The sequence below is a fragment of the Larkinella soli genome (genome assembly GCF_003703975.1).
Classification (GTDB): Bacteria; Bacteroidota; Bacteroidia; order Cytophagales; family Spirosomataceae; genus Larkinella; species Larkinella soli.
The window spans coordinates 85,919-111,446 of sequence record NZ_QTJY01000017.1 but is presented as its reverse complement, the minus strand read 5'-3'; the positions used below and the strand labels follow the sequence as shown (position 1 = coordinate 111,446).

Sequence of the window (25,528 nt, the reverse complement as noted above, 5' to 3'; positions counted from 1 at the left end):
TTTGTACAAGTTTCGACCCAAAACCTTATTTCTCGGTCAAAAAATTAATTACCTGCCAAGTTGTCAGTCAACCAACGATGTGGCGGCTGAGCTGATCTCACAGCCGGATACCGTAGAGGGAACCGTCGTGATTACGGATCACCAGACGGCCGGACGAGGCCAGCGCGGGAATCAGTGGGAGGCCCAGACCGGTCGGAATCTCACCTTTTCAATCCTTCTCCAGCCTTCGTTCCTTCAGGCCGGCGAACAGTTCTGGCTCAATATCGCCCTGTCGCTCGGCATCAGCGACTGGCTCGCAACCTATCTCGGTAACCGGCTGACAATCAAATGGCCGAATGACCTATACGTAGAACAACGCAAAATTGGTGGAATTCTGATCGAGAACACCCTTCAGGGGTATACGATTGCCTGGTCGGTGGTCGGAATCGGACTGAATATCAACCAAACCCGGTTTCAGTATCCGACGGCGACTTCCCTCCTTAATGAAACACCAAATGAGGGTAATTTCGTTCTGCCGGAATTATTTCCTGATCTCTTGGAAGCCATCGAGCGCCGGTACCTGGCTCTCCGGGCCGGGCAACGGGACCTGTTGAAAACGACGTATTTACAGCGATTGTTCCGGTACCAGGAAAAACATGAATATCAGGCCGGAGGACAGCGGTTCGAAGGGTATATTGTCGGCGTGGATGAGGCCGGCCGGCTGGCCGTTCAGGTGGATACCCGGTTGCGGCTGTTCGACTTCAAGGAAGTTGAGTTCGTGATCCAATAAAAGAAGGCTGTGGTCAACCTGACGCACAGCCCTCCGATCTGGTTCAAAAAAACTTTCTTTATGTGGTTCTGCGTGAGCCTTTGATCAAGGCGGCAATCCCGAGAATGATGACGGCTCCGACAAAGGCTGTCAGAACCCGGTCCAGCAGACCACCGGCGCCGGTGGCAAACGTGCTACCGAAAATCCAGCCGCCCACGAATGCTCCTGCGATACCCAGCAGGATTTCCGTAAAGAGCGAGAACGAAAACCGTTTGAAAACGAGGTCGGCCAGCCAGCCGGCTATGGCACCTACTAAAATTGTCACTAAGAGTCCCATTGCTTTGTATCGGTTCCTCCGATTCAGGTGTGTGAATGCAATAAAAACTCGGATAAGGAACAGATTGTTTGCAGGGCCGCTCGTGGAGACCAAATATTTTAAGGAGTTCGAAAACCGATCAGGGCCAGCATCCGGCCGGTCCGGCCATTTTCCCGGCGATAGGAGAAGTAATCCTGGGAAGTACCCACGGTCGAATACGGCGAGATTTCGATCCGGTCGCTGCGAAAGCCGGCTGCGGTGAGCTGAGCGGCATTGGCGGCTTTCAGGTCAACCAGAAACCGGCCGCGTTCGGGGTCCAATGTCCTGAATGCCGGGCCGAACTGTTCCGCCACCTCCAGCCCAACCTCAAATGAATTCCGATCGATACAGGTGCCGACAAAACCGTAACAGTCGGCCGGGTGCGTGCCGAAGACTTCCTGCATGGCCCGGACGGTTTTCTCAACGAGTCCGGCCACCGTGCCCCGCCAGCCGGCATGAACGGCGGCCACCGCCTTCCGGACGGGGTCCCAGATCAGGATGGGCGTGCAATCCGCCACCGTCACGGTGAGAAACAACTCCGGTCGGTTGGTGATCAGGGCATCGTAACCGCTGTAGCGCCCCGGTTCTTCGGCCACCAGGATCAGATCGCCGTGTACCTGATGGGAGGAGGCAACCCGGGAGCCGTCGATCCCCAGGCCGGCAAAGAACCGCCGGCGGTTCTCCTCCACGTTCTCCGGATCATCTTCCGTGTTCAGGCCGACATTCAGCGAAGCAAAAGGCGACGGGCTGACACCGCCGTGCCGGGTGCTTTCGGCCGCCACCAGATCAGGAAATGCCCTGAACAGGGTGACGGTTCGGTATAGAGGCTCGGAAGCTACCATAAATATTTATTTGGTTACTCAAAATTCTGAATTATTCGGTTTTGCATCAATAAAATTTTCCGGTAAAGGGAGGAGGTATTTGCAAGGGGGTTCAGAAAGTTGTAATTACCAAATATTAACAAAAGTTAAAATGTTGAAAACGTGTGCTTTAGATCGATATGGCTGGTATTTACCGTTTAATTGCTCGTCAAGGATTCATGCCGTTCGCCTAATGGTTTCGACCACTTGCATACTATGTTTTTTGGGATTTTTCCAAGTGAACTACCTTTGAAACATCAATCAGGCAAAAAAGTCCTGAGCGACCACACAAACAACAAATATTAACGATCCATTCACACACATCATGAAAACGTTCATTTCTTCATTGCTCGTTGCGCTCTCAGTTAGCGCCTCCACCGTAGCCCTCGCCAATGTCGATGGTGAAAAAGTTTCCGGCTCTTATCAGGTTGGTATGTATGCTTCTTCAGAAGCCGCCAAACTGAACGTCATGGTAGCCAAAGAAAAAGGTACTCAGGTCAGCGTTCAGCTGCTCGGCGAAAACGGTCAGGTTCTGGCCATCCAGCGGCTGTCCAAGCATGACACCAGCGTTCGCACCCGCTTCGATCTGAGCGAACTGGAAGATGGTAAATACACGGTCGTCGTCACGGACGGTTCTTCAAAAACGGTTAAGGAAGTGAATCTTCAGACCAAGAGACCCGTACAGCCCGAGCGTTTCATCTCCGTACGCTAATCATAAACGATTCTTTCCACACCAGATAGAAAAAAGGCCTCCCGTCGGGAGGCCTTTCGTTTTTTACCGGCTATTGAATCCGGCTGTAGGCTTTTCTGAAATAGTTGACGCTCTCGGCGATTTCCGGGCCGTTGTTCTCCCAGTGGTATTCGTACTCCACCGAAATCGGCCCCTTAAATTTTTGCCGCTTCATTTCCGCAATGACCGCGTCCACCTTGCTCTCGCCGTTGCCCCAGACGACATCATGGTGCTTGCCGTCGGGTGAATCTTTTTTGACGTCCTTGAAGTGCATCCCCAGAACGTGGCCCTGAAGCTTTTTGAGACATTCGACCGGGTCGAGCCCGGACCGGACCCAGTGGCCGATGTCGGCGCAGGCTCCCAGGTATTTGCTGGTTCCGATCACCGCCAGCACCGAATCAGGGTGCCAGTAATGCGACGGCTTCGGGTGGTTGTGCATGGCGACGTTGATTTTGTACTCGTCGGCCAGGCGGGCGATGTAGGGAATCTGCTCGACTTTGGGTTCGGTATTGATGTTCTGAATGCCCATCTCTTTCGCAAACTCCAACAGCGCCTTCCACTCAGCTTCGTCTTTCGCATTGACGACCCCGAAGGCGACGATGGTCATTCCCCGGTCTTTCACCAGTTTTTTAACGGCTTGCCGGGCGGCTGCATCCATTTTGAAATCCATCTTGCCGGTCAATCCGCCCCCGAGGTCCTGCCCCGGGAAGGCTTCGATGTATTTCAGACCGCAGCTGTCGATTTTTCGAATGGCGTCGGCGAAGGGAAACAGGCGGAAGGAGTAGGACTGAGCGCCGAGCTTCCAGCCGGCTTTGTCTTCGGGATGGCTGCGTTGCGCGAAACCGGGCAGCGATACGGTGGCCAGCAGACCGGCCGCCACCAGAAGGGCTTTGACTTGTTTCATGGGAAAAGGGATTTGGAACCTGAGCATAAAGGTAACAAAAACCGGACGGCTCAGGCCTGTTTCCCCCATTGATTCCGCTCGGATTCACTCCAGAGGTCGGGATAGAAGATGCGCTGCTGTTCCCTCGGAGGCAGGTATTTCTGCCAGTTGGTGCCGCCGGTGGCTTTAATGTCGTCCGGGTCTTTGTGCAGATACCTCACCGCCGACCGCAGGTGAACCAGCCTCCACCGGACGTTGATCCGGTGGTCGAACTCCCGAAGCTGAACGACAAGGTCGTCGGTGGGTGCTCCGGTTTTTTGTACGTCAAGAAAGCGTCGCCAGAGGTTCCGGTCGCGGAACTCCCCGGCCAGACGGATCAGTTCCTGGCTGTAGCGGTTCTCGAATTGCCTGAGGGTTAGGGTTTTCTGCTGTGTAGCCAGTTCCGTGGCGCCCTGTTTCCAGTAGATGTAGTCGTAGAGCTGTTCGGCAGAAGCCTCTGAACCCAGTTCCGCCGGTACGTTCAGCAGGAGCCGGGAAAACTCGGTTGAGACGATCTCGATTTCCCGGAACTGGACCGACTGAAACCCGCTCGACGGCAGGAGGGCCATCCGGAAGCTCAGAAACTGGTCGCGGTCCATGCCTTCCACCATCACCTGATAGGAGTGTTCCAGGATGCCGAAATACCGGTTCACCCGGCCCATCCGCTCCGTAAAAAAGCCCGCCGTCAGGGAAGGATGGGAAGCAATCTGGCGAATTTCGTGAAGCACCAGCTTGAAATACAGCTCGGTGGTCTGGTGATAGGTGATGAATATGAACTCGTCGAGGTAGGGCGTCCGCGGGTTCTGGAGCGACAACAGGGTTTCCAGATGAATATAATCCCAATAGGTGAGGTAATCGGCCTGAAGCAGGCCCTCCAGATAAGATCCCATGTCCTGACCCATAGCCGCATACTTTTCCGAGAGCCGGTGCAGCTTATCGATCAGTTCCGGCGAAAGAGGCAGGGGATCGGTCAGGTTCGGGACACGCTGGTTTCGGGGTTCTTCTGCCATTTTCTCTCAATGTCTTCCAGACTCATGCCTTTCGTTTCAAAGACGATATACCGCGCAAACAGCAACCCGAGCAGACAGACGGCCGTGTAAATCATGAAAATACCGCCGTTGGTTCCCAGACTGCTTGCGGCCAGGATCGGAAAGGTAAAACTAACCCAGAAATCGAAAAACCAGTGATAAAAACTGCCCAGGCTGGTGGCAAAACCGCGAATTCGGAGCGGATACACCTCGGAAATCAGCAGCCAGCCCAGCGGACCGAGGCTGATGGCAAAAAAGAAGATGTATACATAAACCCCACCGACCGACAGAATGCGGAGCAGATCAGCCCCCAGCGATTCGCGGAAGAAAAAGGCAAAGCTGATCGTCGCCAGGGAGACGGCCGTTCCGATCAGCCCAACGAAAAGGAGCGGTTTGCGGCCCCACTGGTCGAGGAACCGCACGGCCACCAGGGTGCTGAGCGTATTGACGACCCCCACGCCGACGGTCGCCATGATGGAGGTCGTGTTGGAGCCGAAGCCGGACATATTGAATATTTTGGTCGAGTAATAAATGACCGCATTGATCCCGCTGAACTGCTGAATCAGAAAAATGCCGATGCCGATCAGAAACGGAATCCGAAGGCGTTTCGTGAACAGCTCCCGCCAGTCGACCTTCCGGGCTTTTTCCTCGTCGTTGACGCGCTTGATCTGCTGGTATTCCGTATCGACGCGGTCGGTTTCATGGAGCCGGTTCAGTACCTGCCGGGCTTCTTCATCCCGGCCTTTGCTGACCAGCCAGCGCGGGCTTTCGGGCACGAAAAACATCCCGGCGAGCAGGATGGCCGCCGGCACAAACCCTACCCCGAACATAAGCCGCCAGCCGTTCTCGGCCTCCGCGAAGGAAAAACCGACCAGATAGGAGATGAGAATGCCGATGGTGATCGCCAGCTGAAAGAAAGTAACCAGTCGCCCCCGGATCTCACCCGGAGCGATCTCGGCAATATATAAGGGAACGGAAAACGAAACGACGCCGATGGCCAGACCAAGCAAAAGCCGCCCGGCAATCAGAATCTCCTCCGAAGAGGCCACGGCCGTCAGGACCGACCCGGCCGTAAATACCAGGGCGGCCAGGATGTTAATGCGCTTGCGCCCCAGCCCGTCCGCAAGCCGTCCGCTCAGCAACGACCCGACCATGCCACCCACCAGCACGGCGCTGACCGACCAGGCCTCGGCGGTTTCGGACAGGTTCCACTCCTGCTTGATGAAGGGCAGGGCCACATTGATGACACCGGTATCGAAGCCGAACAACAGACCACCGGTGGCGGCTACGGCGGCAATCGTATAGAGGAGGACCGTTTTGTTGGACATGATCGACGGAGTTGAGGAATTGCAATATAATTTTTTTGGAAATATTTTGTCGAAAACGGAGACAGGTATCGATCGTAACGGATCTTTGCGAAGGCAAACTTTAAACCAGAAAGAAGGAAAATGATGGAAGCGGCAGACCTTAAAGCCATTCAGGAACCTCTGAAAAATCAGTACCGGCAGGACCCCGGTTCTGCCCTGATCACACTTTCGGCGCAGGGCATGGCGGGCGAGGGCATTTCCTGTAAACTGGAGACGGGGAAGGGGCTGGTTTCGGCGGGCCTGCATCCGGCCACGGGCGGAGACGGCACTCTGGCCTGTTCGGGGGATATGCTGCTGGAAGCGCTGGTAGCCTGCGCCGGGGTGACGCTGCGGGCAGTGGCGACGGCTACCGGTATTCACCTCCGGCAGGCCCGGATTTCGGCGGAGGGCGACCTCGATTTTCGGGGAACGCTGGGGGTTTCGAAGGAGGCACCCGTCGGTTTTCAGGCCATCCGGCTTACGTTCGAGCTGGATACCGACGCGTCCGATGACGAAAAAGCCACCTTGCTGAAGCTGACGGAACGGTATTGCGTGGTATTGCAAACCCTCCGGATGCCTCCTCAGATCGAAACCCGGTTGAAAGAGTTACATTAATACGCCCTGGAACACCTCATCCAGGCGGGCGACCGGCCGGATTTTTATCTTGGAACCCGTCAGGTCCAGCCCTTTCGTATTGTATTTCGAAATAAATATCTGCTTGAAACCCAGTTTTTCGGCTTCGGAGATCCGGGCCTCGATCCGGTTGACGGCCCGGACTTCCCCGCCCAGCCCGACCTCGGCGGCAAAGGCAACGTTGGTCGGGATGGCAATGTCCTCATAACTGGACACGATGGCCGAGCAGACCGCCAGGTCGATGGCCGGGTCTTCGACTTTCAGGCCGCCGGCCACGTTCAGGAACACATCCTGCTGGCCCAGCCGGAACCCGCCCCGCTTTTCGAGCACCGCCAGCAGCATCTGAAGGCGCTTATTGTCGAAACCGGTGCTGCTCCGCTGCGGGGTGCCGTAGTTCGCCACGCTCACCAGCGATTGTATTTCGATGAGAAGAGGCCGGTTGCCTTCCATCATGGAGCCGATGGCAATGCCGCTGAGGGCCTCGTCGCGCTGGGAGATCAGAATCTCCGACGGGTTGGTGACCTGACGCAGACCCGATCCCTGCATTTCATAGATGCCCAGCTCGGAGGTACTGCCGAAGCGGTTTTTGGTGGTCCGAAGAATCCGGTAGGTCGTGTGGCGGTCGCCCTCGAAGGTCAGGACCGTATCGACCATATGTTCCAGCACTTTCGGCCCGGCCAGCGAGCCTTCCTTGGTGATGTGGCCGATCATGAACACCGGTACCCCGCTTTCCTTCGCATATTTCATAAATTCGGCCGCACACTCCCGCACCTGGGAGACGCTGCCCGCCCCCGACTCGACCAGGCTCGACTGCATGGTCTGGATGGAGTCGATGATGAGCACCTCCGGCTCGAAATGCTCGACGGTCCGGAAAATGTTCTGAGTGGAGGTTTCGGTCATGATGTAACAGTCGCTGACCGGAACCGGAAGCCGCTCGGCCCGCATCTTGATCTGCTGCTCGCTTTCTTCCCCGGAAACATACAGCACCCGCAGGCCGTTGAGTCCCAGGGCGATCTGAAGGAGAAGAGTCGATTTGCCGATACCGGGTTCGCCCCCGATCAGCACCAGAGAGCCCGGAACGATGCCCCCGCCCAGAACGCGGTTCAGTTCGCCGTCGGGCGTGGGGAGCCGTTCCTGCTCCTCATAATTGATGGCATGGATGGCTTTCGGTTTGGCGGCCACTTTGGTGGTGGAGGAGGGCCGCCAGTTACCGCGGTCCGGTTCTTCTTTGGTGATCAGCTCTTCGACAAAGGAATTCCATTCCCCGCAGGACGGGCACCGGCCCAGCCATTTGGGCGCCTGCTGGCCGCAGTTCTGACAGAAATAAGTTGTTTTCGTTTTCGCCATTAAACCTTTCGTTATCGTCGTTTCTCTAAGCGGAGTATTGAATCGGGACCACCCCCGTCACCGGTAAATCAGAAGAAGCCGGCCGCCGTAGGGGGAAAGGTCGTCCAGCGTGTCATAAGCCTGAACATCCGGCAATACGGAGCCTGCGACGCAGTTGGAATCGTACAATATACTAAAAAAAGCCGACTTCGCATAGCACCTTTTCAGAGATTCGCGTTATAGTGTCAATTGCGGTAAAATGGTTAAGATAGCTTAGTGGCTGATCGATTTTAACCAGAAAAGAATGCAGCCACTTTACAATCAACCTTTGCTTCTCATGAAAAAAATCCTGTTTTTCGGGCTGGTCCTGCTGATGCCGTCCCTGAGTTTCGCCCAGTTTTCGATCGGAATCAAAGGAGGGGTAAACCTGTCCCGGTTCACGATGGGAGAATTTGTTACCACCCGGTTGAACGCCAACGGAACTCCGCAGGTGAGCGTGAGCGGGCAGGTCGTCCGGGATAATCTGCGGGAGAGTTTCGACAGCCGGACCGGATGGGCCTGGGGGGTATATACCCGGTTTGGGAAAAATCTGTTTATCCAGCCCGAATTACTCGTGTCTACCAAAGGCGGTTCGTTCGAGATCGTGCGCGACATCAACGGGCAGCCCCGTTCGGAAACGGTATCCATCAAAACCACCAACTTCGATGTCCCGGTGCTGCTCGGTCTGAAAGGTGGACCCATCCGGGTGGTGGCCGGCCCGATCGTTTCCTTCCGGATCAGCGACGACCAGCGTCTGCGCAGTGCCCTCCAGGATTACACCAGCGGCAGTCTCAACGATGCCCTGGCCCGGGCTACCTACGGCTACCAGCTGGGCGTCGGCCTGGATCTGGGACGTTTCGGTATCGACGTCCGGCGGGAGGGCAGCCTCTCCGACGTGACGGCCGTGAATCTGGGCACCGACGCCAACTCCTCCCAGTTCAGCCAGCGGCTAAAGTCCTGGCAGGTGACGCTGGCACTCAAGCTGTTCTGATCCGCCCGGTGAGGGGAATGCGTCCCCGGTTCCATTTTTAGCTTTCACAAAACAAAAGGCCATAGCCCGGTCCGGATTCCGATTCCGGACCGGGCTGTTTTTTTTGCCTCCCTTTTTGTTGCCGTTTGCACAGTATGGTTACTGAAAATGCAGGGCTTTCCGTTAAATTGCTGTCCGTTTTTTCAAATTCTTAAATGCATCTACTAATGAAACGATTTTTATTGCTCCTGTGCCTGTTGCCCGGCGTCAGTTTTGCCCAGTTCGGCGGGGGCGGCAAATTTTTCACGTTCGGCCTGAAAGTCGGCGCCAATTTCTCCCAACTCAAAACGTTGGAAGTCAAGACTCCACGACTAACGGCCGGGGGCATTCCGGTCACCTCGGGCGGTCAGATCGTCTACGACTTTTTCCGGAACAACGATGCCCGCACGACCGGGATCGTCGGCGGAGCCTTTTTCCGGTTCGGCCGGAAACTGTACATTCAGCCGGAGGTGCTGGTGTCGGCAAAAGGAGGGAAGTTCGACCTGATCCAGACGGGGCTGGCCACGCAGTCGATCGACGTTAAATTTACAACTTTTGATGTGCCGGTACTGCTGGGGGTGAAGCTAGGGCCGCTGCGGCTGAACGCCGGGCCGATGATGTCGCTGACGATCTCGGAAGACAAAAACCTGAAGGATTCCTTTAAACAGTATACCACCCAATCCATCGACGATACCTTCAAACAGGCGGTTTTCGGGTATCAGGCCGGGGCCGGCATCAGTCTGTCGGGGATTAACCTCGATGTGCGGTATGAAGGCAATCTGTCGGACCTGAACGAGGTTGGGATCAAGACGCCAAACAACGATACCCGGTTCACGACAAAAACCAGCCTCTGGCAGATCACCATCGGCTTTGCGTTTTAACGTCACTTCGGCGGAAAAAAACAAACCGTTGCCACGTCCCGTCAGGGAGCCGGCAACGGCTGTTCCGCTCAACTAACCCAAAATAAACCGTATTTATATCTGTTCCGGACGCCAGGGTCCGGGAAGGATCGAAAATTGCCGGCCAGAGACCGGAGAAGCCTGTGGAATCGAACTCAATCTCAGTTAAAGAGCGATTGCATGAACTGATTCAGCCGCAGGCTGATCTCTTTCATCCGCCGACGTGAGATCGTTACTTCCTGGCCGTCGGTCAGACGAACGATCCGCTCGGAAGCAAAGACGCTGAACTGAACATACGCCAGGTTGATGATCGTGGACTTGTGAATCCGGAGGAACATCGACGGGTCCAGAAGCTGTTCGAACGCTTTCAGGGTTTTGGAAACCAGGTAGCGCTTTTTGTCACGGGTGGTGATAAACGTATAGTTACCCTCCCCGTGCAGACTGACGACGTCGTCTACCGAGATCATGATATTCCGGTTCAGGTACGGCAGCGCGATGCGGTGGGCGTTGCGCTGGTACATACGGGGAAACAGCGGCTGGAGAGTCGTGGGAGCAGGATAAACGAGCGATTCCATAGTTTCTGGCGATAAGAGTGATTAATGTTGCGATTTGTTGTTAACTGACATGACAAAACTACGCTTAATCGCCGTTCACTAAATAAGAAAGCTTGACACTCAGCGGCCTGTGTTCTCAGGTAACAGGCTGAATGTCAAGCTTTTATGTTAAATTTTTTACTCCTACATTCCGTATATCTCCTTGACCGATTACGTATTTCTACGCAGTGGGCCGTTGCGGGTTCTACACGGTCCGATACGTTCTTTTAAGTAGTTCCGGTCATCTTACCGGCCGTTTCCGGGAAGAAAGTTCCGAATTCGATCCATAAAGGTCTGTGCCCGGCGTCGTGAAATTTTCACCTGCTGCCCGTCGGTCAGTTCAAGTTCTCCCTCTTTCTTCACATAAAACCGGCGAACATAACCCAGGTTGACGATGCAGGATTTGTGAACCCGTACGAACGCCTGGCCGTCCAGCAGTTCTTCATATTCTTTCAGGGTACGCGACACCAGCATCCGGGTGCCGTCCTTCAAAAAGAAATTGGTATAATTACCCGATCCTTCAAGGCGTACGATTTCTTCGAGTGATACGGTGCGTTTCCGATCATAAAAGGGAATGAGCAGCTTCTGGAGGGCGGAGGAGGTGGACTTTTTTTCCACACTTTTGGGGAAATTTGTGGACACTTGGTCGAAAAGGTTTTCTTTCAGGAGTGTTTCCATAGTAGATCGAGTAAGATAGTGGAACAATGACTAAGCGTTGATTGTAAGTGATTTACCTCTTATTGTGCAGGGTTTTTAGGTGTTTCCCCATACCACCTACTGCCATATCAGTGCCCAAGAACCGTACCGTTACGCAGGTCGAACGGCAATAAACGCTGTTCGACGGCGGAGGGAATTTGGTTATCTTTGCATCATTTCATGGAACGTTGGGATTACTATGCTGGACAAGGTTAAAGAGATATATCAGGAGATTGAGCAGTTTGAAGTTCAGTCCAGAGAACAACTGGAACAGTTCCGGCTTCGGTACGTCGGCCGAAAGGGCGTGGTAGCCGAGTTGTTCGAGGGCCTGAAACAGGTGCCCCAGGAAGACCGCCGGGCCGTCGGTCAGGAACTCAACAGCCTGAAGGATTTTGCCCAGCAGCGTTTTAAGGAGTACAGCACCTCGCTGGAGAACGGCGATGGTCAGGAAGAAGCTTCCGCCGTTGATCTCACGCTGCCCGTCGCCCCCGGCCCCTACGGAGCCCTTCACCCCCTGAATATCGTTCTTCGGCAGGTGATTACGGTTTTCGAACGGATCGGCTTCAGCGTGGCCGACGGGCCGGAAATCGAGTCCGACTGGTATAACTTTGGTGCCCTGAATTTTCCGGACAACCACCCGGCCCGGGATATGCAGGATACGTTTTTCGTGGAAAAGAAAAGCGCCGGGGCGCCCTCCGACATGCTGCTCCGGACACATACTTCCAACGTTCAGATCCGTCTGATGGAACACCGGAAGCCGCCGATCCGATCGATCATGCCCGGCCGGGTCTACCGGAACGAAGCCATCTCCGCCCGCGCCCACTGCATGTTCCACCAGGTCGAGGGCCTGTACGTCGACCGGAACGTCGGCTTCAGGGACCTGAAAGACACGCTGTACCACTTCGTGAAGGAGATGTTTGCCAAAGATGTAAAAATCCGTTTCCGGCCGTCCTATTTTCCTTTTACCGAGCCGAGCGCCGAGATCGACATCTCCTGTCAGATCTGCCACGGGAAAGGCTGTAATATCTGTAAGCATACGGGTTGGGTCGAAATTGCCGGCTCCGGTATGGTCGACCCTAACGTGCTGAAAAATTGCGGGATTGACCCCGAGGAATTTACCGGTTTCGCCTTCGGTATGGGTGTGGAACGAATTACCCAGTTACGCTACGGAGTGAATGACCTTCGCCTTTATACCGAAAACGACGTCCGGTTTCTTCGGCAGTTTCAGGGAGCCTGAGGAGGCTTTCGGGGAAAAAAGCGATCCATTCGGCCGGAAAGCGTCCGGCCGGCGAAATTTTTCGCTGGTACATAACTTTTACCCCCGATTCCTTTTTGTCTACTTAAAGCTTACTAACTTTATCACTCGTATTGCATTCGTCGGCTTCGTGTGAGCGGATGTGGTCATTCTGGTGATGTGTCAGTCTTTTGCAATATTCGTTTATGAATTTATTAACCGTACTGAAAGAAAATTTATCCGATTCGGTTGTTTCCCGCGCTGCCTATTACGTCGATGAAAATCCGGAAAAGACTCGTCTGGCCCTGGAAGGGCTTGTGCATACGGTTGTGGCCGGACTGATGAAGCGGACGACTACCGAAATTGGGGTAAATCAACTATATAGTTCAATTCAGAAAGGCAAGTTCGATGGGGCACTGGTCGCTTCCTTCCCGGACCTGCTCCGTGATCCTGAACAGATCAACCGCCTGGCCGAAGCCGGAAGCAACAGCATCAGCCACCTTCTCCCGGCCATGAAAAGCTCCATCGGGCTGGCCATTTCCGGGTATGCCAATATTAAGAACTCGGCGGCTATTACCCTTTTGGGACTGGTCACTCCCATGGTACTCGGTACGCTGAACCAGCTGGTGCTGGAAAAAAAGCTCGACGCCGACGCCCTGGCTTCCCTGCTGGCCGACCAGCGGGATCATCTGATTGAATCAACACCCGAAAGGTTATTGGATCGAATTGCCGAAGGGCTTAATATTCAGCATCTTCTCGCAGTCGGTGTGACTCCGGCCAAACGGTCGGCGGCCATCGACCGCCCGCAGCGCAGCGTTCAGGAACGGCAGCGGTTCGTGCCGGAGCCGGAGGAAGAAGGCAACGGCTCGCTGGTGAAATGGGGCGTCGGGGCCCTGATTCTGGTGGCGCTGGCCGGCGGAGGTTACTACATCTGGAACAACACCCGGAGTTATTCCTCGGCCAATGAGGAAGGCGCCACCTCGACCGATTTCGAGGATACGACGGTTTATGTCCGGGAGACGACCGCAGCCCGCCCTTCCCGACCCGACTCGGCCCTGAAAACCGGTCCGCAGTCGACCACCCCGGCCGCCGGCTCGGCGCTGGCCAATCTCCAGACGTACCTGACCAACCCGGCTCTGCCCGCCGGAAAGAGCTTCATGATCCCCGCCTTCGACTTTGAGCCGGGAACCGCGCGGCTGAAACCTGCCGGGACGGCCGCCGTCAATGAACTGACCACGATCATGAAGTCCAATCCGTCGGTACAAATCCGAATTGTCGGGTACGCCAACGATGCCGTGGCTCCGATGAAAAACAAGGAGTTATCGGTGACGCGGGTGCTGGCCATCAAAAACCAGCTCATCCAGGCCGGCATCAATTACATCCGCGTGGATGCCGTCGGGCTGGGGTCCGGTTTCAAACCGGGGGACTCCACGGCGGTGAAGCAGGCGGCCCGAAAGCAGATCGACGTAAAGGTCGTTATCAAATAAGGCCGGGGCTGAACCGGCATTCTTCCCACATACAAGATTTTTTCAACATCTCCCGGTCCCGCTTGTTAGCAGACAGATAGAGTGGTGAACCTTTTATTCACTTGCTAACCAACAAGCAACGATGGAATCACAAACGGGAAAAACTGCCCTGGTAACCGGGGCAACGAGCGGTATTGGCCGCGAACTGGCCAATCTGTTTGCCAAAGACGGCTACAATCTGATTCTGGTGGCCCGGAGCAGCGAAAGCCTGACCCAGATTGCCCACGAATACGAGGAGCAGTTCGGGATCAAAGCCACCCCGATCGCCCGGGACCTGATGGATCCCAAATCGCCGGAGGAAATCTACGACGAGGTCAAACGAAGCGGCATGGAGGTCAACGTGCTCGTCAACAATGCCGGAATGGGTGAATACGGTATGTTCGCCAGTGAAACGGACATTCATAAAGAGCTGGGCATCATCCAGTTGAATGTGAGCGCCCTGGTTCACCTGAGCAAGCTTTTCCTGAAGGATATGGTCCAGCGGAACGAGGGCAAAATCCTGATGCTGGGTTCGATTGCCTCCGTGATGCCCCACCCGCTGATGGCCGTGTACGGCGCCACCAAATCGTTCATTCTGTCATTTACGGAAGCGCTCCGCAATGAATTGAAGGACACCAACATTACGGTAACGGCCCTGATGCCGGGTGCCACCAATACCGACTTCTTCCACAAGGCCGGGGCCGAAGGCACCCGCGCACACAAACTGGCCCAGGAAACCGGCGATCCGGCCAAAGTGGCCAAAGACGGGTACGATGCCCTGATGAAAGGCAAGGACAAGGTCGTTTCCGGAATGATGAACAAAGCCCAGGTGGCCATGTCGCACGTGCTGCCGGATCAGGCCGTCTCCGGAAATATGCGGAAGCTGCTCGAACGCCCGAACGAAGCGGAGCAGGAGAAACAGGATCAGGCGCTGCTGATCACGGCCGTGGCGGTCGGCGTAGTGGCGGCTACGGCGCTGCTGTGGGCCTTCGGCGGAGACCGGGGCAACTGGTATGACGGCTGGAACCTCAGCCGCAAAGCCAGGGCCGCCAAAGATTCCCTCTTCGATTCCCTGTCCCTGAATTAACTGATTGTTGTCCGACAAAAGCCGCCCATTCGGGCGGCTTTTGCGGTTCATTCGGATTAATACGTCATCCTTCCATGAAGAAGACTTCGTTTTGGCGAATCGGAACTGCGGTTCTGGTTGTTGGAAGCATCCTTTATACCATGCGCGCCGGCCGGCGCCGGTCGGACTCGCCGAGTATTCCGGCTGACGAATACGACGACCTCCTGCCTGAATATAAAGAGACGTTCGATCAGAATCCCATCGTTCCGGCCGGCTGGACTTTTGCGAACGGCCCTTATTTTCTGCTGCCGTTCGTGGCCGGATTTGCCGGTATCGCCACCCGGCAGTACGGCAAAAATACCGCCCTTACCGGGGCGCTGGCGATCGCTGCCGCTGCGGTGGCCGCCCGGTGGGTTTGGGAGGTTCGGTTCAGGCCGCTTCCGACGGAGGTGGCCGATCTTGAATATGACGAGGAGGAAGCGCTGCCCTGGTGGGAGAACGAGGGTCGGAACGAGGACCGGGAAACGTATTCCTACACCTCGCTTTAATACTCCGGTTCTATTTGCAGGTGTACTTATATTCCTTCTGTTTGCTCGTCGGAGCCGGATCGCCGGTTTTTTTCAGGGCGAGCGTCATCTGGGCCGGCAGGTCGTTCGTATACTGGTACGAAGCCGAATAGTTGTAACTCGTTCCGGTGAAGACGGCCGGATTGTTAGGACTCAGGTAGTGGCTCTTATCGGCCTGCGAGGAGATCAGCGGAATGAACTGAAAAGCCTTCTGCTCGGCGAAAGGCGATTTTTTGGCGTCGTAGGTATATTCGGCAACCAGCTTTTCAGCCTCGCCTTCCCGGGCCAGATACACCTTCGTTACGTTGCCGGCATTGTCGTATTCCATGCGTTTGGTATAATCATATACGGTGCCTTTGGGGTCGGTTACGGTCATTTTCGTCACCCGGTTCTGGGCATCGTAGGTCGGCGTGGCGGTGATCTTGTAGGTTCCGTTCAGGCCGTCTTCCGTGGAAGCCTCGATGGTGGCGATCCGGCCGGAGGCATCATAGGTGACGGTATGTTCCTCACCGCCAAGTCCCTCCAGTTGAGAAACCCCGGCTTTGAATTTGCTGACTCGCCCGTTGGCGTCGTAGGTGAACGTAAACAGATTGAACGAAAACTGTTTGATGGCGGCCACCCGCCCATTCTCGTCATACGTAACGGTGTAGGAACCTGAGTCGAAATAGGTGTCCGGGAACTCATTGACCACACAGGCCGGACCGGGTATTGGGTCCGGGCCACCGTTCTCTTTTCCGCAGCAAAGCAGCAGGAAGGCGGTGACACTCACGGATAGGAAGGATTTTATCGACATATTCTAAAAGTCAAAGGTTCGTGGTATGTAAAATTCGCCAAGAATTTCGTCAATTCATAACGACCGGCATCAGGAAAATCAGGCGGCCGGCTGACGAAGCTGCATGTGTCAAATTGGCAAGAAAATTGCCATTTCTGCAAGTATTTGCGACAAAATGGCCGAATAAACCCTATGGCCCGGCATTTGTTAAATATCCGGCGTAGAACAGGAACAACAAGTCTGAAAAAGGAAGAGGCCGTTGCTGCGGCACCACCCGGCGACGGACCGAAAACGAACCTAAAGCCATGAACTTTAATAATTACACCATTAAGGCGCAGGAAGTGATCCAGCAGGCTTCGATGATTGCCCTCGGCAACGGCCAGCAGGCCATCGAAACCGGCCACGCTCTGAAGGCCATCCTGGATGAGGACCCCAATACGGCCAACTTTCTGCTGAAGAAACTCAACGTAAACCGGCAGCAACTGACCAGCCGGCTCGACACCATCGTCAACGGATACCCGAAAGTATCCGGCGGCTCACCGTACCTGAGCAACGAACTGGCCGCGGCCCTGCAAAAGGCCGGCGGCTTTCTGAAAGAATTTAACGACGAGTTCGTCAGCGTCGAACTGATGCTGCTGGGGCTTCTGGCCGGCAAAGACGCCGTGGCGACCTTGTTGAAAGACCTCGGTTTCAGCGAAAAGTTGCTGAAAACCGCCATCCGCGAATTGAGAGGAAACGAGAGCGTGAAAGATCAGAATGCCGAAGCAAAATACCGCTCGCTCGAACGGTACAGCAAAAACCTGAACGAACTGGCCAGGGCAGGGAAAATCGACCCCGTCATCGGCCGGGATGAGGAAATCCGGCGCGTGCTTCAGATCCTGAGCCGCCGGACGAAAAACAACCCGATTCTGCTCGGTGAACCGGGCGTCGGGAAAACCGCCATTGTGGAAGGACTCGCCCAGCGGATCGTGCAGGGCGACGTTCCCGAAAATCTGAAATCCAAGACCATCGTGTCGCTGGACATGGGGCTGCTCGTAGCCGGGGCGAAATATAAAGGTGAATTTGAAGAGCGTCTGAAAGCCGTCATCAAGGAAGTGACCGACTCGGAAGGCGAAATCGTCCTGTTCATCGACGAAATCCATACGCTCATCGGCGCGGGTGCGGGCGGGGGAGAAGGCGCTATGGATGCGGCCAACCTGCTGAAACCGGCGCTGGCCCGGGGTGAACTCCACGCCATCGGAGCCACCACGCTGAAGGAATACCAGAAATACATCGAGAAGGATAAAGCGCTCGAACGCCGGTTCCAGTCGGTGCTGGTGGATGAGCCGGATGTGCCGGACGCCATCTCGATCCTGCGGGGCATCAAGGAAAAATACGAACTGCACCACGGGGTCCGCATCCAGGACGACGCCGTCATCTCGGCCGTCGAACTCTCAAACCGGTATATTTCCGACCGCTTCCTGCCCGACAAAGCCATCGACCTGATGGACGAAGCGGCCGCCAAACTCCGTCTGGAAATCGACTCGGTCCCGGAAGAACTTGACGAACTGAATCGCCGGATCATGCAACTGGAGATCGAGCGGGAGGCCATCCGCCGGGAAGAAAATCGCGACAAGGAATCCGTTCTGAGCCGGGAAATCGCCGACCTCAACGAGAAACGCGACGACCTGAAAGCCAAGTGGCAGAACGAAAAATCGACGCTCGACGCCATCCGGCAGGAAAAGGAAAAAATCGACCAGTATAAACTCGAAGCCGAGCAGGCCGAACGGGCCGGTGACTACGGCCGGGTGGCCGAACTCCGCTACGGCAAGATTCTGGAAAGTCAGAACAAGCTGAAGGAGTTTCAGGAACAAAGTAAAGAGATGCAGGGCGGAAAGGCCATGCTTCAGGAAGAAGTGACCGCCGACGACATCGCCGAAGTAGTCGCCAAATGGACGGGCATCCCGGTCAGCCGGATGATGCAGTCGGAACGGGAAAAACTCCTGCACCTCGAAGACGAACTGGCCAAGCGGGTAGCCGGGCAGGAGGAAGCCATTCAGGTGGTGGCCGACGCCGTCCGCCGGAGCCGGGCCGGAATGCAGGATCCCAAACGGCCGATCGGTTCGTTTATCTTCCTGGGCACCACGGGCGTCGGGAAAACCGAACTGGCCAAGGCGCTCGCCGAGTACCTGTTCAATGACGACAACGCCATGGTCCGGATCGATATGTCCGAATACCAGGAGCGCCACGCCGTCAGCCGTCTGATCGGGGCTCCTCCGGGCTATGTAGGCTACGACGAAGGAGGGCAGTTGACGGAGGCCGTCCGCCGGAAGCCGTACAGCGTGATCCTGCTCGATGAGATCGAAAAGGCGCACCCCGACGTGTTCAACATCCTGCTCCAGGTGCTGGACGACGGCCGCCTGACCGATAACAAGGGCCGGGTTGCCAACTTCAAGAATACGATCATCATCATGACTTCCAACATCGGGTCGCAGATCATCCGGGAGCGGTTTGCCGCTATGGAAGACTGGAACCGGGAGAAGGTCATCGAAGATGCGAAAGAGGAGGTGTTCGAATTGCTGAAACAGACCGTGCGCCCCGAGTTCCTGAACCGTATCGACGAGATCGTGATGTTCCAGCCGCTGACCAGGCGTGAACTCCGCAAGATCGTCGGTATCCAGTTTAAACAGATTCAGGACCGGCTGGCCGAGCAGGGCATTACCCTCGAAGCCGACAAGGAGGTGCTCGACAGGCTGGGCGAAGAAGGGTTCGACCCGCAGTTTGGGGCTAGGCCGCTGAAGCGGGTGCTGCAACGGCGCATCCTGAACGCTCTGTCCAAGGAAATTCTGGCCGGGCGGATTCAGAAAAATGCGGTGGTCGGCATGATGATGAACGAAAACGAGGACGGACAGGAAGAAATCCTCTTCTACAACGTCGGGCCGGTGGAAATTCAGTAATCGAAATCAATTGAAAGGCGGGGTTGAAACCCCGCCTTTTTTGTTCCCAGAGGGGTAAGTCGCTTTAGCGACTGGGGCGGGTAACCAAAGTCCTGGTATTCTACAAGCATTGGGTCGCTATGCGACCTAATGTCTGTAGATGCCTGCAACCATATGCTTCCGAATTAGTCGCTTTAGCGACTTACCCGAATCCGGTTACTCCGCCGGCGGTTGAAATAAATACCGTTCATCGAAATCGATCCCGAAACGAGTCAAAAACGCGGTGTATTCCTCCAGAAACGTAGTTTTGCGATGGTGCGCTTCCTACCGTTCAATATATTTGACGACCGTATCGATCTGGGAGCGACTGTAGGAAAAGGCGCCGTAGCCCTGCTGCCATTCAAATCGGCCGGGGGTGAACCGGTTCTGATTGATCCAGCGCGAGGAATCGCCTTTGATGCCCTGCATCGGATCGGAAAGGGATTGTCGGGGATTCAGACCGATCAGGATATGCAGATGATCGGGCATGCCGTTGATGGCAATCAGCTGGTGGCCCTGGTTTCGGATGATGCCGGTGATATACCGGTACAGGTCCTCCTTCCAGGCGGGCCGAATCAGACCGGAACGGTATTTGACTGCAAAAACCAGATGAATGTAAAGTTGGGCGTAACTGTTTGGCATTTGTAAGTTACAGGTAATGGGAAGGTTAATCAATCCGAAAGCTATACATTTTTCACATGGAAGAGAATCTTTCCCCGGCCTGTACCTACCGGATCGTGTTCGATGTTTTTGAAGTCCGGATGAGTCACTGGATCGAGGAACCCAGCATTTACCGCGTAGCCGACGGGGCCTTGCTGTTTGACCTGAAGGGTGATGTCTGGAGTGCCGACCGGATCGTCTGGCATTCCGACTCGGTGGTGGAGATGCAGGTGCGAAAGTACCCCGGCCGGGTTTCCTGCACCCTGACCCTGGATCTGGCGGCCCAAACCGGGCGTGCGGCCTGCGGCACCGATACCTATACCGGCTTTCTGCCGGACCTGAAGGCCTGGGTGCTGCGGTATTGATAGGCCGGCATTCAGAACAGGGAGATCAGCGCCCGGACGATGGCCGGCAGACTCCAGATGGAAAGGAGGAGGAAGCCGCCCCCAAACGCCCCCAAAACATATACCATCAGGTAGTTACCTTCCAGGTGTACATCCTCGGGCCGGTCCGGATGATAATACACCGTGACTACTTCCCCGACCTGATATGCCGGCGGGTTCCGGCCTTCGCTGCTGTGGTGAACCAGCACACGCCCGTCCTGCGTACGGTATTGAATGGAGGGCGCCCGGGTATAGGATTTGGAGGACGTCCTGTTCAGCGCAATCACAATACCCTGAGTAGCAACGCCTTCCTCGATTAATTTCTTTTTCTCCAGATACGTATGAAGTGCGGCTGCGGAGAGCACCAGACCGGCGGTCAGGAAGACCAGCATAATTAACTCAGGAACAATCGATTTCATGCTTTTTACGGTGACAGGACAAAAATAAAGGAGAATTTTTATATTTGATTCTTGCCTACCCTCCGAACCTGATTTCTATGTCACCCATTCGTGTCCTGATCACCGACGATCACGAAATTATTCTGGATAGCCTGTCCCTGCTTCTAAGCCGCATCGAGAGTGTGGAGGTGGTCGGTACCCTGAACGACAGCCGGAAAGTGCTGGAGTTTCTGAAGAATAACGAAGTCGATATCGTTCTTTCCGATATGAATATGCCCGACCTCGACGGGATCAACCTCACCCTCAAAATCCGGCAGCAGTTTCCGATGGTCAAAGTGCTGATGCTGACCGTCTCGGAGGACGCCGACAATATCCGGGAAGCCTTCCGGGCCGGCATTTCCGGCTACGTCATGAAAAAAGCCGGCAAGAACGAGCTGGAAAAAGCCATTAAAACCATCGCCCGGGGGGAGAAATACTTCTCCGAATCCGTCATGACCCAGTTGGTGGCCCTTCCCATGACCGCCGTTCGGGCGTCGGACGAGGCACCTGCCCCGCTGGCTCCGCTCACCGACCGCGAGATCGAGATCATCCGCCTGATTGCTCAGGAATTATCGACCAACGCCATTGCCGACAAGCTGTTCATCAGCCCCGGCACCGTCGAAACCCACCGGCACAATATTCTCCGCAAGCTGGGGGTGAAAAACTCCATCGGCATCATCAAATACGCCGTCAGGCACGGGCTGCTATAGGCACCCGGACGTTGATGCGCGTTCCGCCCGGTTCAGGGGTGGAGATGAAGAAAGTGCCGCCCAGGCGGTCCAGACGCGCCTGCAGGTTCTGAAGCCCGATGCCCGGGTCTGCCCTGGGTTCGGACATGCCCCGGCCGTTGTCCTGCACGGTCAGGGTCAGAAACCCGTTCGAACGCTGGAGCGCAATGCCGGCCTGCCGGGCATTGGCGTGCTTCAGGATGTTGTTGACCAGTTCCAGCGTGATGGCGTAGAGTTCATAAGCCGTTCGGCCCCGGACGTCCTCCCCCGACTCCTCCACTTCGAGCAGAAACTGCGTCCGGTTCTGAACGTTCAGGGTATCCGTTAGCTTGATGAGGGCCGCCTGAAGCCCCTGTTTTTCCAGAATTTCCGGCATGAGGTTGTGCGAGATGGCCCGGATGTCGTCGTACACCTCGCCCATGTGATCCAGCAGGCGGGCGTGTTCCCGCTGAAGTTCCTGGTCGAACCGGGAGGTGTCCAGCGCTTCGAACCGCCATTTCAGGGCCGATACCTTGGCGGCCACGCTGTCGTGAAGTTCCGTTGCGACCCGCTTGCGTTCAATGGTCTGACCCCGGAAGAGGGCCGCTTCGATTTCCGCATTCTTCCGGAAGAGTTCTTCGTTGTTGAGCCGCAGCCGCCGGTTGCTCCAGAAAACGTAACCGAGCGTGGCCGAACTCAGCAGCAGCAGGGCGATCAGGAAGTTCCGGGACTGTTCCAGCTTTTCATTTTCCAGCGACTGAATGAGCGCCTGCTGCCGGGCCTGCTGAAGCTTTACCCCCTGCTGCTTTTTCTCGAAATCATACGTCATGCTGGCAACGGTTGCTTTCTGGATGGCCTGTTCGTTCAGCATGGTGTCGGCTTCGGCTTTGTACCACTTGTAATAGAACAGCGCCCGGGCGGGCTGGTGCAGGTGTTCATAGGCTTCGGCGAGCTGGCGGATGTATTCGGTCCGTTCGGGCCGCATTTCGGACACTCCTTTCGTCCAGGACAACCCTTCCCGGGCGTAGCGAATCACCTGGTCGTATTGTTTCAGGGCCAGGTGGATTTTGCCGAAGTTGGCCTGAGCGTTATGTTCCAGCGCTTCCTGTGTTTTTTCAACGGTCTTTCGGTAGGTCTCCTGCGACAGCCGGCTGAATTCGAGGGCTTTGTCGTATTGTTTCAACTGGATGTACACCCGTCCTACAGCACCGTAGGCCCGGGCCAGGCTGGCCGGAACGTAGGGGTCCTTATAGGCTTTTACCTGCTGCTGATACAGGGCCAGTGCGTCGGCAAAACGGCCTTTTTTCTCCAGAATTTCCCCTTTTCGGCCCACGATGAACAGCTTAACCATCGCGTCGTTCAGCTTTTCGGCCACTTTTTCGGCTTCCGCAAAGCAGGCCAGTGCATCGTCGTACCGGTTCAGTTTCAGATAGGCGGCTCCCAGGTTCGGCAGGGTACCCCGCAGGCTTTTCAGATCGTTTATCGACTCCTGAAGCCGCCGGGCCTGCAGCCAGAGATTGATCGCTTCGACGTACTGCCCTTCGCCCATTTTCATGATCGCCATTTCATTGTACACCTGCCCTTCCCACCGTTTGTCACCGGCCTTCCTGACCAGGGTGAGGGCTTGCTGCAGAAGCTCGCGGGATGCGGGGAGCTTCTCCATGATGTTTTCGTAAAGCTGCGCCCGGCGGAGGCACACCTGCCCCTGAAGCGAGAGATCCCCGATGGTTCGGGCCAGGCGCTCGGCCGTGTCGAGCTGGGCGTGGGCCGATCGGGTATCGGAAAGGTAATCGGCTTCGATCCGGGCCAGGGCGAGCCGGGCGCGGATGTCCCCTTTCTGAAAAGGAATCTTTCCGGCCAGTTGGACGGCCTCCGACAGCGTCGCGCGGGCGAGGGAGTCGAAGCCGTTCCACCAGTAATTGGTGGCCAGTTCATGCAGGGTATTGACCCGGTTGCTGTCTGCCGGAAGGGTCTTCAGGCGGGTGTGAAGCGAATCGATAACGGGGTTCTGGGCTGCAACCGACAAAGTGAACAGAGAAAAGAGGAAAAGGTATCGCATGATTTTCCGGCCAGAGTGATTAGGCTAATGTACGGATTCAAGCTCCTCAATTCCAATGCCGTATTCTAAAATACAGGTTTTCCTATAGCGCGAAAATACAGGTTTTCAAAGGGTAGGAATACGGGCATTTCCCGATACCCCGGCGTCGGCCCATTTCCCAACTTTGCAGAGTCCGATGGGCACAACTTTCCAACCCGAAAACTATTTCACTTATGGCAACGATAACAGAGCGTTACGTAATCCGTCACCTGACCGGCACGAAAGCCAACCAGGTGGAAGAGTTCGATTACAAAAAATACACCGAACTCACCTTCGGGCGGGCCGTCACCAACGACCTCCGGTTCGACCCCGAGCGCGACACCACCGTTTCGCGCGAACACGGCAAGATTGTGAAGGAACCCGGCCGCACGCCGGTTTTCCAGGTGATCGACAACAACTCCCGCAACGGCATCTTCGTCAACAAAAACCGCGTCCACGGGTCGGCGGTACTGCAACCCGGCGACGAGGTCCAGCTGGGGCAGGGCGGACCGGTGTTTCAGTTCGATCTGAACCCCCGCCCGGCCGATCTCATGCTCAGCACGCGGGTGGTCGAAGTGCCGATCACGGCGAAGCCCACCAGCGAAATCAGCCTCGCCGAAACCCAGGCCGAATCCGAGGATGCCGACCAGAACGCGCTGCCGCATAAAGTGGGGCTGGGAAAGCAGACCGTCGAGCGCATGATGGTCACCGAACGGCGGAAAACCACCCGCTCCCTGCTGCTGGGGGCCGCCGTGGTGCTGGTTTCCGTTTCCGCCCTGGCCTATCTGTTCCGGGATAAGATCGGTGAACAGAAAACCGTCATCATCAATAACAAGCCGGTCGTGCCCGTCACGAAGACCGATAACGCCCTGAGCGTCGAGCAGATCGCATCCGCCAACACCAGCAAGGTGGTTTTCATCGAGTTCGGCTACAAGCTGATCTACACCCCCACGGGCGACGACATTTATCACCAGTATATGCCTGTCCGGCAGAGTAACGGCCAGGTCAAAAACGTCCCGATGTACATTGAAGCGGAACCCGGCCGGATCGAGCCGCTTCTGGGCCTTAAAAGGGACGTGCAGGTCGGGAAACCGATTGCCATGGCCGGCGCCAGCGGGACGGGTTTCGTCGTCTCCTCGCAGGGCCACATCATGACCAACCGGCACGTGGCGGCCGCCTGGCATTCGTACTATGCCTTTCCGGAAGATGCCTTCCCCGGTGCCCTGCTCGTGCAGGGAGCCAACGGATGGGAGGTCAGCCCGACACCGGTGCAGCCCTTCCGCTGGGTGCCGGCCGAAACGCAGTTCTTCGGTAAAAAGCCGATGTCCGGTAAGCTCATCGAAGGGGTCAACACCTACCTCGACGTGACTTTCAACAAGAACGAGCAGCGGTTTCCGGCGCTGGGCAAGCCCATCGTTTCGCCGAAACATGACGTGGCCCTGTTCCGCATCGACCTGACCGAAACCCTGACGCCGGTTAAACTGAAGGACGCCGATAAGGAAGTGGCTCCGGGTCAGGCGGTGACGGTTATGGGTTACCCCGGCATCTCCCCCGACGTGTTCGTGGGCGAATACTCGTCCGATTTCGGAAACCGTAACCCGCAGGTCGTCAAGGTACCCGACGTAACGGTAACTCCGGGAAACATCGGTAAAATTCTCCGCGGGCAGGCCACCGGCAAAGCGGCCGCCTACTACAGTGAATTCGGCGACTACTACCAGTTGACGGTCAATGCAACGGGCGCCGGAAACAGCGGTGGGCCGGTGTTCGACCGGGAAGGGAACGTCATCGGCATCTTCACGGCCGGCACCAGCCGCGAGGACGCCACCCGCATCACCTTCGCGGTCCCGATCCGCTACGGCCTCGAACTCATGGGCCGCCGGCAGGTGGTCGACTGAAGTCAATTTGGGAATTAAGGAGTTGGGGAGTGGAGGATTTAAATTGAAACTCCCCCAACCCCCCAACCCCTTAACTCCCCAACCCCTT

The 25,528-nt window shown here is 56.1% G+C and carries 24 protein-coding genes and 1 pseudogene; 13 read left to right on the top strand and 12 right to left on the bottom strand.

All coding sequences use genetic code 11. The annotated features are described in order from the left end of the window. Position 1 precedes the first annotated feature (1 nt). The gene (locus tag DX909_RS24345) at positions 2 to 769 is read left to right on the top strand and encodes a biotin--[acetyl-CoA-carboxylase] ligase (protein WP_128547847.1); all 768 of its coding nucleotides are present in this window, start codon (positions 2 to 4) and stop codon (positions 767 to 769) included. A 58-nt stretch (positions 770 to 827) separates the two neighbouring features. Here DX909_RS24345 and DX909_RS24340 read toward each other — a convergent pair whose 3' ends face one another. Both DX909_RS24340 and pgeF read right to left on the bottom strand, forming a co-directional pair. Beyond that, positions 828 to 1,085: a GlsB/YeaQ/YmgE family stress response membrane protein gene (locus tag DX909_RS24340; RefSeq protein ID WP_128547846.1), complete on the bottom strand. Its 258-nt coding sequence runs from the start codon at positions 1,083 to 1,085 to the stop codon at positions 828 to 830. A gap of 98 nt (positions 1,086 to 1,183) precedes the next feature. Next, positions 1,184 to 1,945 (bottom strand): peptidoglycan editing factor PgeF, encoded by a 762-nt coding sequence (pgeF, locus tag DX909_RS24335; RefSeq protein ID WP_128547845.1) that lies wholly within the window; start codon positions 1,943 to 1,945, stop codon positions 1,184 to 1,186. Positions 1,946 to 2,288: 343 nt separating this feature from the next. Here pgeF and DX909_RS24330 point away from each other — a divergent pair, with 343 nt between their 5' ends. Continuing rightward, positions 2,289 to 2,675: a T9SS type A sorting domain-containing protein gene (locus DX909_RS24330; protein ID WP_128547844.1), complete on the top strand. Its 387-nt coding sequence runs from the start codon at positions 2,289 to 2,291 to the stop codon at positions 2,673 to 2,675. A 70-nt stretch (positions 2,676 to 2,745) separates the two neighbouring features. Here DX909_RS24330 and DX909_RS24325 read toward each other — a convergent pair whose 3' ends face one another. From DX909_RS24325 to DX909_RS24315, 3 genes are read right to left on the bottom strand one after another with little or no spacing between them, the layout of a single operon-like run. Continuing rightward, entirely contained in the window at positions 2,746 to 3,597 is an 852-nt protein-coding gene (locus DX909_RS24325; RefSeq protein WP_128547843.1) for a sugar phosphate isomerase/epimerase family protein, read from the bottom strand. A 50-nt stretch (positions 3,598 to 3,647) separates the two neighbouring features. After that, positions 3,648 to 4,625, bottom strand: a complete 978-nt coding sequence (locus DX909_RS24320) for a tryptophan 2,3-dioxygenase family protein (protein WP_229311170.1) — start codon at positions 4,623 to 4,625, stop codon at positions 3,648 to 3,650. Continuing rightward, positions 4,586 to 5,974, bottom strand: a complete 1,389-nt coding sequence (locus DX909_RS24315; protein ID WP_262707526.1) for a sugar porter family MFS transporter — start codon at positions 5,972 to 5,974, stop codon at positions 4,586 to 4,588. Before DX909_RS24315 ends, DX909_RS24320 begins: the two co-directional genes overlap by 40 nt. Positions 5,975 to 6,091: 117 nt before the next feature. Between DX909_RS24315 and DX909_RS24310 the strand changes: the two genes are divergently transcribed. Next, the gene (locus DX909_RS24310; RefSeq protein WP_206513046.1) at positions 6,092 to 6,604 is read left to right on the top strand and encodes an OsmC family protein; all 513 of its coding nucleotides are present in this window, start codon (positions 6,092 to 6,094) and stop codon (positions 6,602 to 6,604) included. Here the strand turns inward: DX909_RS24310 and radA are convergent. Next, positions 6,596 to 7,969, bottom strand: a complete 1,374-nt coding sequence (gene radA / locus DX909_RS24305) for a DNA repair protein RadA (RefSeq protein ID WP_128547841.1) — start codon at positions 7,967 to 7,969, stop codon at positions 6,596 to 6,598. The genes DX909_RS24310 and radA overlap by 9 nt on opposite strands. A 316-nt stretch (positions 7,970 to 8,285) precedes the next feature. On the opposite strand from radA, the gene DX909_RS24300 reads away from it, so the two are divergent. Both DX909_RS24300 and DX909_RS24295 read left to right on the top strand, forming a co-directional pair. Beyond that, on the top strand, positions 8,286 to 8,978 hold the full coding sequence (locus DX909_RS24300) for a porin family protein (RefSeq protein WP_128547840.1): 693 nt from the start codon (positions 8,286 to 8,288) through the stop codon (positions 8,976 to 8,978). A gap of 206 nt (positions 8,979 to 9,184) precedes the next feature. Further along, positions 9,185 to 9,877, top strand: coding sequence for an outer membrane beta-barrel protein (locus DX909_RS24295; RefSeq protein WP_229311169.1), 693 nt, complete (start codon positions 9,185 to 9,187; stop codon positions 9,875 to 9,877). Positions 9,878 to 10,056: 179 nt separating this feature from the next. On the opposite strand, the gene DX909_RS24290 is transcribed toward DX909_RS24295, so the two are convergent. Together DX909_RS24290 and DX909_RS24285 are read right to left on the bottom strand one after the other, a co-directional pair. Beyond that, entirely contained in the window at positions 10,057 to 10,470 is a 414-nt protein-coding gene (locus DX909_RS24290) for a LytR/AlgR family response regulator transcription factor (protein WP_128547838.1), read from the bottom strand. Positions 10,471 to 10,734: 264 nt separating this feature from the next. Next, positions 10,735 to 11,166, bottom strand: coding sequence for a LytR/AlgR family response regulator transcription factor (locus tag DX909_RS24285; RefSeq protein ID WP_128547837.1), 432 nt, complete (start codon positions 11,164 to 11,166; stop codon positions 10,735 to 10,737). 217 nt (positions 11,167 to 11,383) lie between these two features. Here DX909_RS24285 and pheS point away from each other — a divergent pair, with 217 nt between their 5' ends. The 4 genes from pheS to DX909_RS24265 all read left to right on the top strand — a co-directional run bounded on the left by pheS (position 11,384) and on the right by DX909_RS24265 (position 15,537). Further along, positions 11,384 to 12,421, top strand: coding sequence for a phenylalanine--tRNA ligase subunit alpha (gene pheS / locus DX909_RS24280; RefSeq protein ID WP_128547836.1), 1,038 nt, complete (start codon positions 11,384 to 11,386; stop codon positions 12,419 to 12,421). A 203-nt stretch (positions 12,422 to 12,624) separates the two neighbouring features. Continuing rightward, positions 12,625 to 13,905 (top strand): DUF937 domain-containing protein, encoded by a 1,281-nt coding sequence (locus DX909_RS24275; protein ID WP_128547835.1) that lies wholly within the window; start codon positions 12,625 to 12,627, stop codon positions 13,903 to 13,905. Positions 13,906 to 14,026: 121 nt separating this feature from the next. Beyond that, a complete protein-coding gene (locus DX909_RS24270; protein WP_128547834.1) occupies positions 14,027 to 15,010 on the top strand; it encodes an SDR family NAD(P)-dependent oxidoreductase in 984 nt (327 codons plus the stop codon). A gap of 74 nt (positions 15,011 to 15,084) precedes the next feature. Continuing rightward, positions 15,085 to 15,537 carry a hypothetical protein gene (locus DX909_RS24265; protein ID WP_128547833.1) on the top strand — a complete coding sequence of 151 codons (453 nt, stop codon included), beginning with the start codon at positions 15,085 to 15,087 and terminating at the stop codon, positions 15,535 to 15,537. A 10-nt stretch (positions 15,538 to 15,547) separates the two neighbouring features. Here the strand turns inward: DX909_RS24265 and DX909_RS24260 are convergent, their stop codons facing one another. Then, positions 15,548 to 16,348 (bottom strand): hypothetical protein, encoded by an 801-nt coding sequence (locus DX909_RS24260; RefSeq protein WP_128547832.1) that lies wholly within the window; start codon positions 16,346 to 16,348, stop codon positions 15,548 to 15,550. 284 nt (positions 16,349 to 16,632) lie between these two features. On the opposite strand from DX909_RS24260, the gene clpB reads away from it, so the two are divergent. Continuing rightward, positions 16,633 to 19,263 (top strand): ATP-dependent chaperone ClpB, encoded by a 2,631-nt coding sequence (gene clpB / locus DX909_RS24255; RefSeq protein WP_128547831.1) that lies wholly within the window; start codon positions 16,633 to 16,635, stop codon positions 19,261 to 19,263. A gap of 195 nt (positions 19,264 to 19,458) precedes the next feature. On the opposite strand, the pseudogene tnpA reads toward clpB, so the two are convergent. Beyond that, positions 19,459 to 19,923, bottom strand: a pseudogene (tnpA, locus tag DX909_RS24250) (IS200/IS605 family transposase). A gap of 56 nt (positions 19,924 to 19,979) precedes the next feature. Between tnpA and DX909_RS24245 the strand changes: the two are divergent. Beyond that, positions 19,980 to 20,306 carry a hypothetical protein gene (locus DX909_RS24245; RefSeq protein ID WP_128547830.1) on the top strand — a complete coding sequence of 109 codons (327 nt, stop codon included), beginning with the start codon at positions 19,980 to 19,982 and terminating at the stop codon, positions 20,304 to 20,306. Positions 20,307 to 20,317: 11 nt separating this feature from the next. On the opposite strand, the gene DX909_RS24240 is transcribed toward DX909_RS24245, so the two are convergent. Continuing rightward, the gene (locus tag DX909_RS24240) at positions 20,318 to 20,743 is read right to left on the bottom strand and encodes a DUF3592 domain-containing protein (protein WP_128547829.1); all 426 of its coding nucleotides are present in this window, start codon (positions 20,741 to 20,743) and stop codon (positions 20,318 to 20,320) included. 77 nt (positions 20,744 to 20,820) lie between these two features. Between DX909_RS24240 and DX909_RS24235 the strand changes: the two genes are divergently transcribed. Continuing rightward, positions 20,821 to 21,471, top strand: a complete 651-nt coding sequence (locus DX909_RS24235) for a response regulator (protein ID WP_128547828.1) — start codon at positions 20,821 to 20,823, stop codon at positions 21,469 to 21,471. Here DX909_RS24235 and DX909_RS24230 read toward each other — a convergent pair. Continuing rightward, complete coding sequence (locus DX909_RS24230; protein WP_128547827.1) at positions 21,452 to 23,527, bottom strand: tetratricopeptide repeat-containing sensor histidine kinase; 2,076 nt, start codon at positions 23,525 to 23,527, stop codon at positions 21,452 to 21,454. The two genes, DX909_RS24235 and DX909_RS24230, sit on opposite strands and share 20 nt — an antisense overlap. Before the next feature lie 212 nt (positions 23,528 to 23,739). Here DX909_RS24230 and DX909_RS24225 point away from each other — a divergent pair, with 212 nt between their 5' ends. Then, positions 23,740 to 25,440: a trypsin-like peptidase domain-containing protein gene (locus DX909_RS24225; RefSeq protein ID WP_128547826.1), complete on the top strand. Its 1,701-nt coding sequence runs from the start codon at positions 23,740 to 23,742 to the stop codon at positions 25,438 to 25,440. Positions 25,441 to 25,528 lie beyond the last annotated feature (88 nt).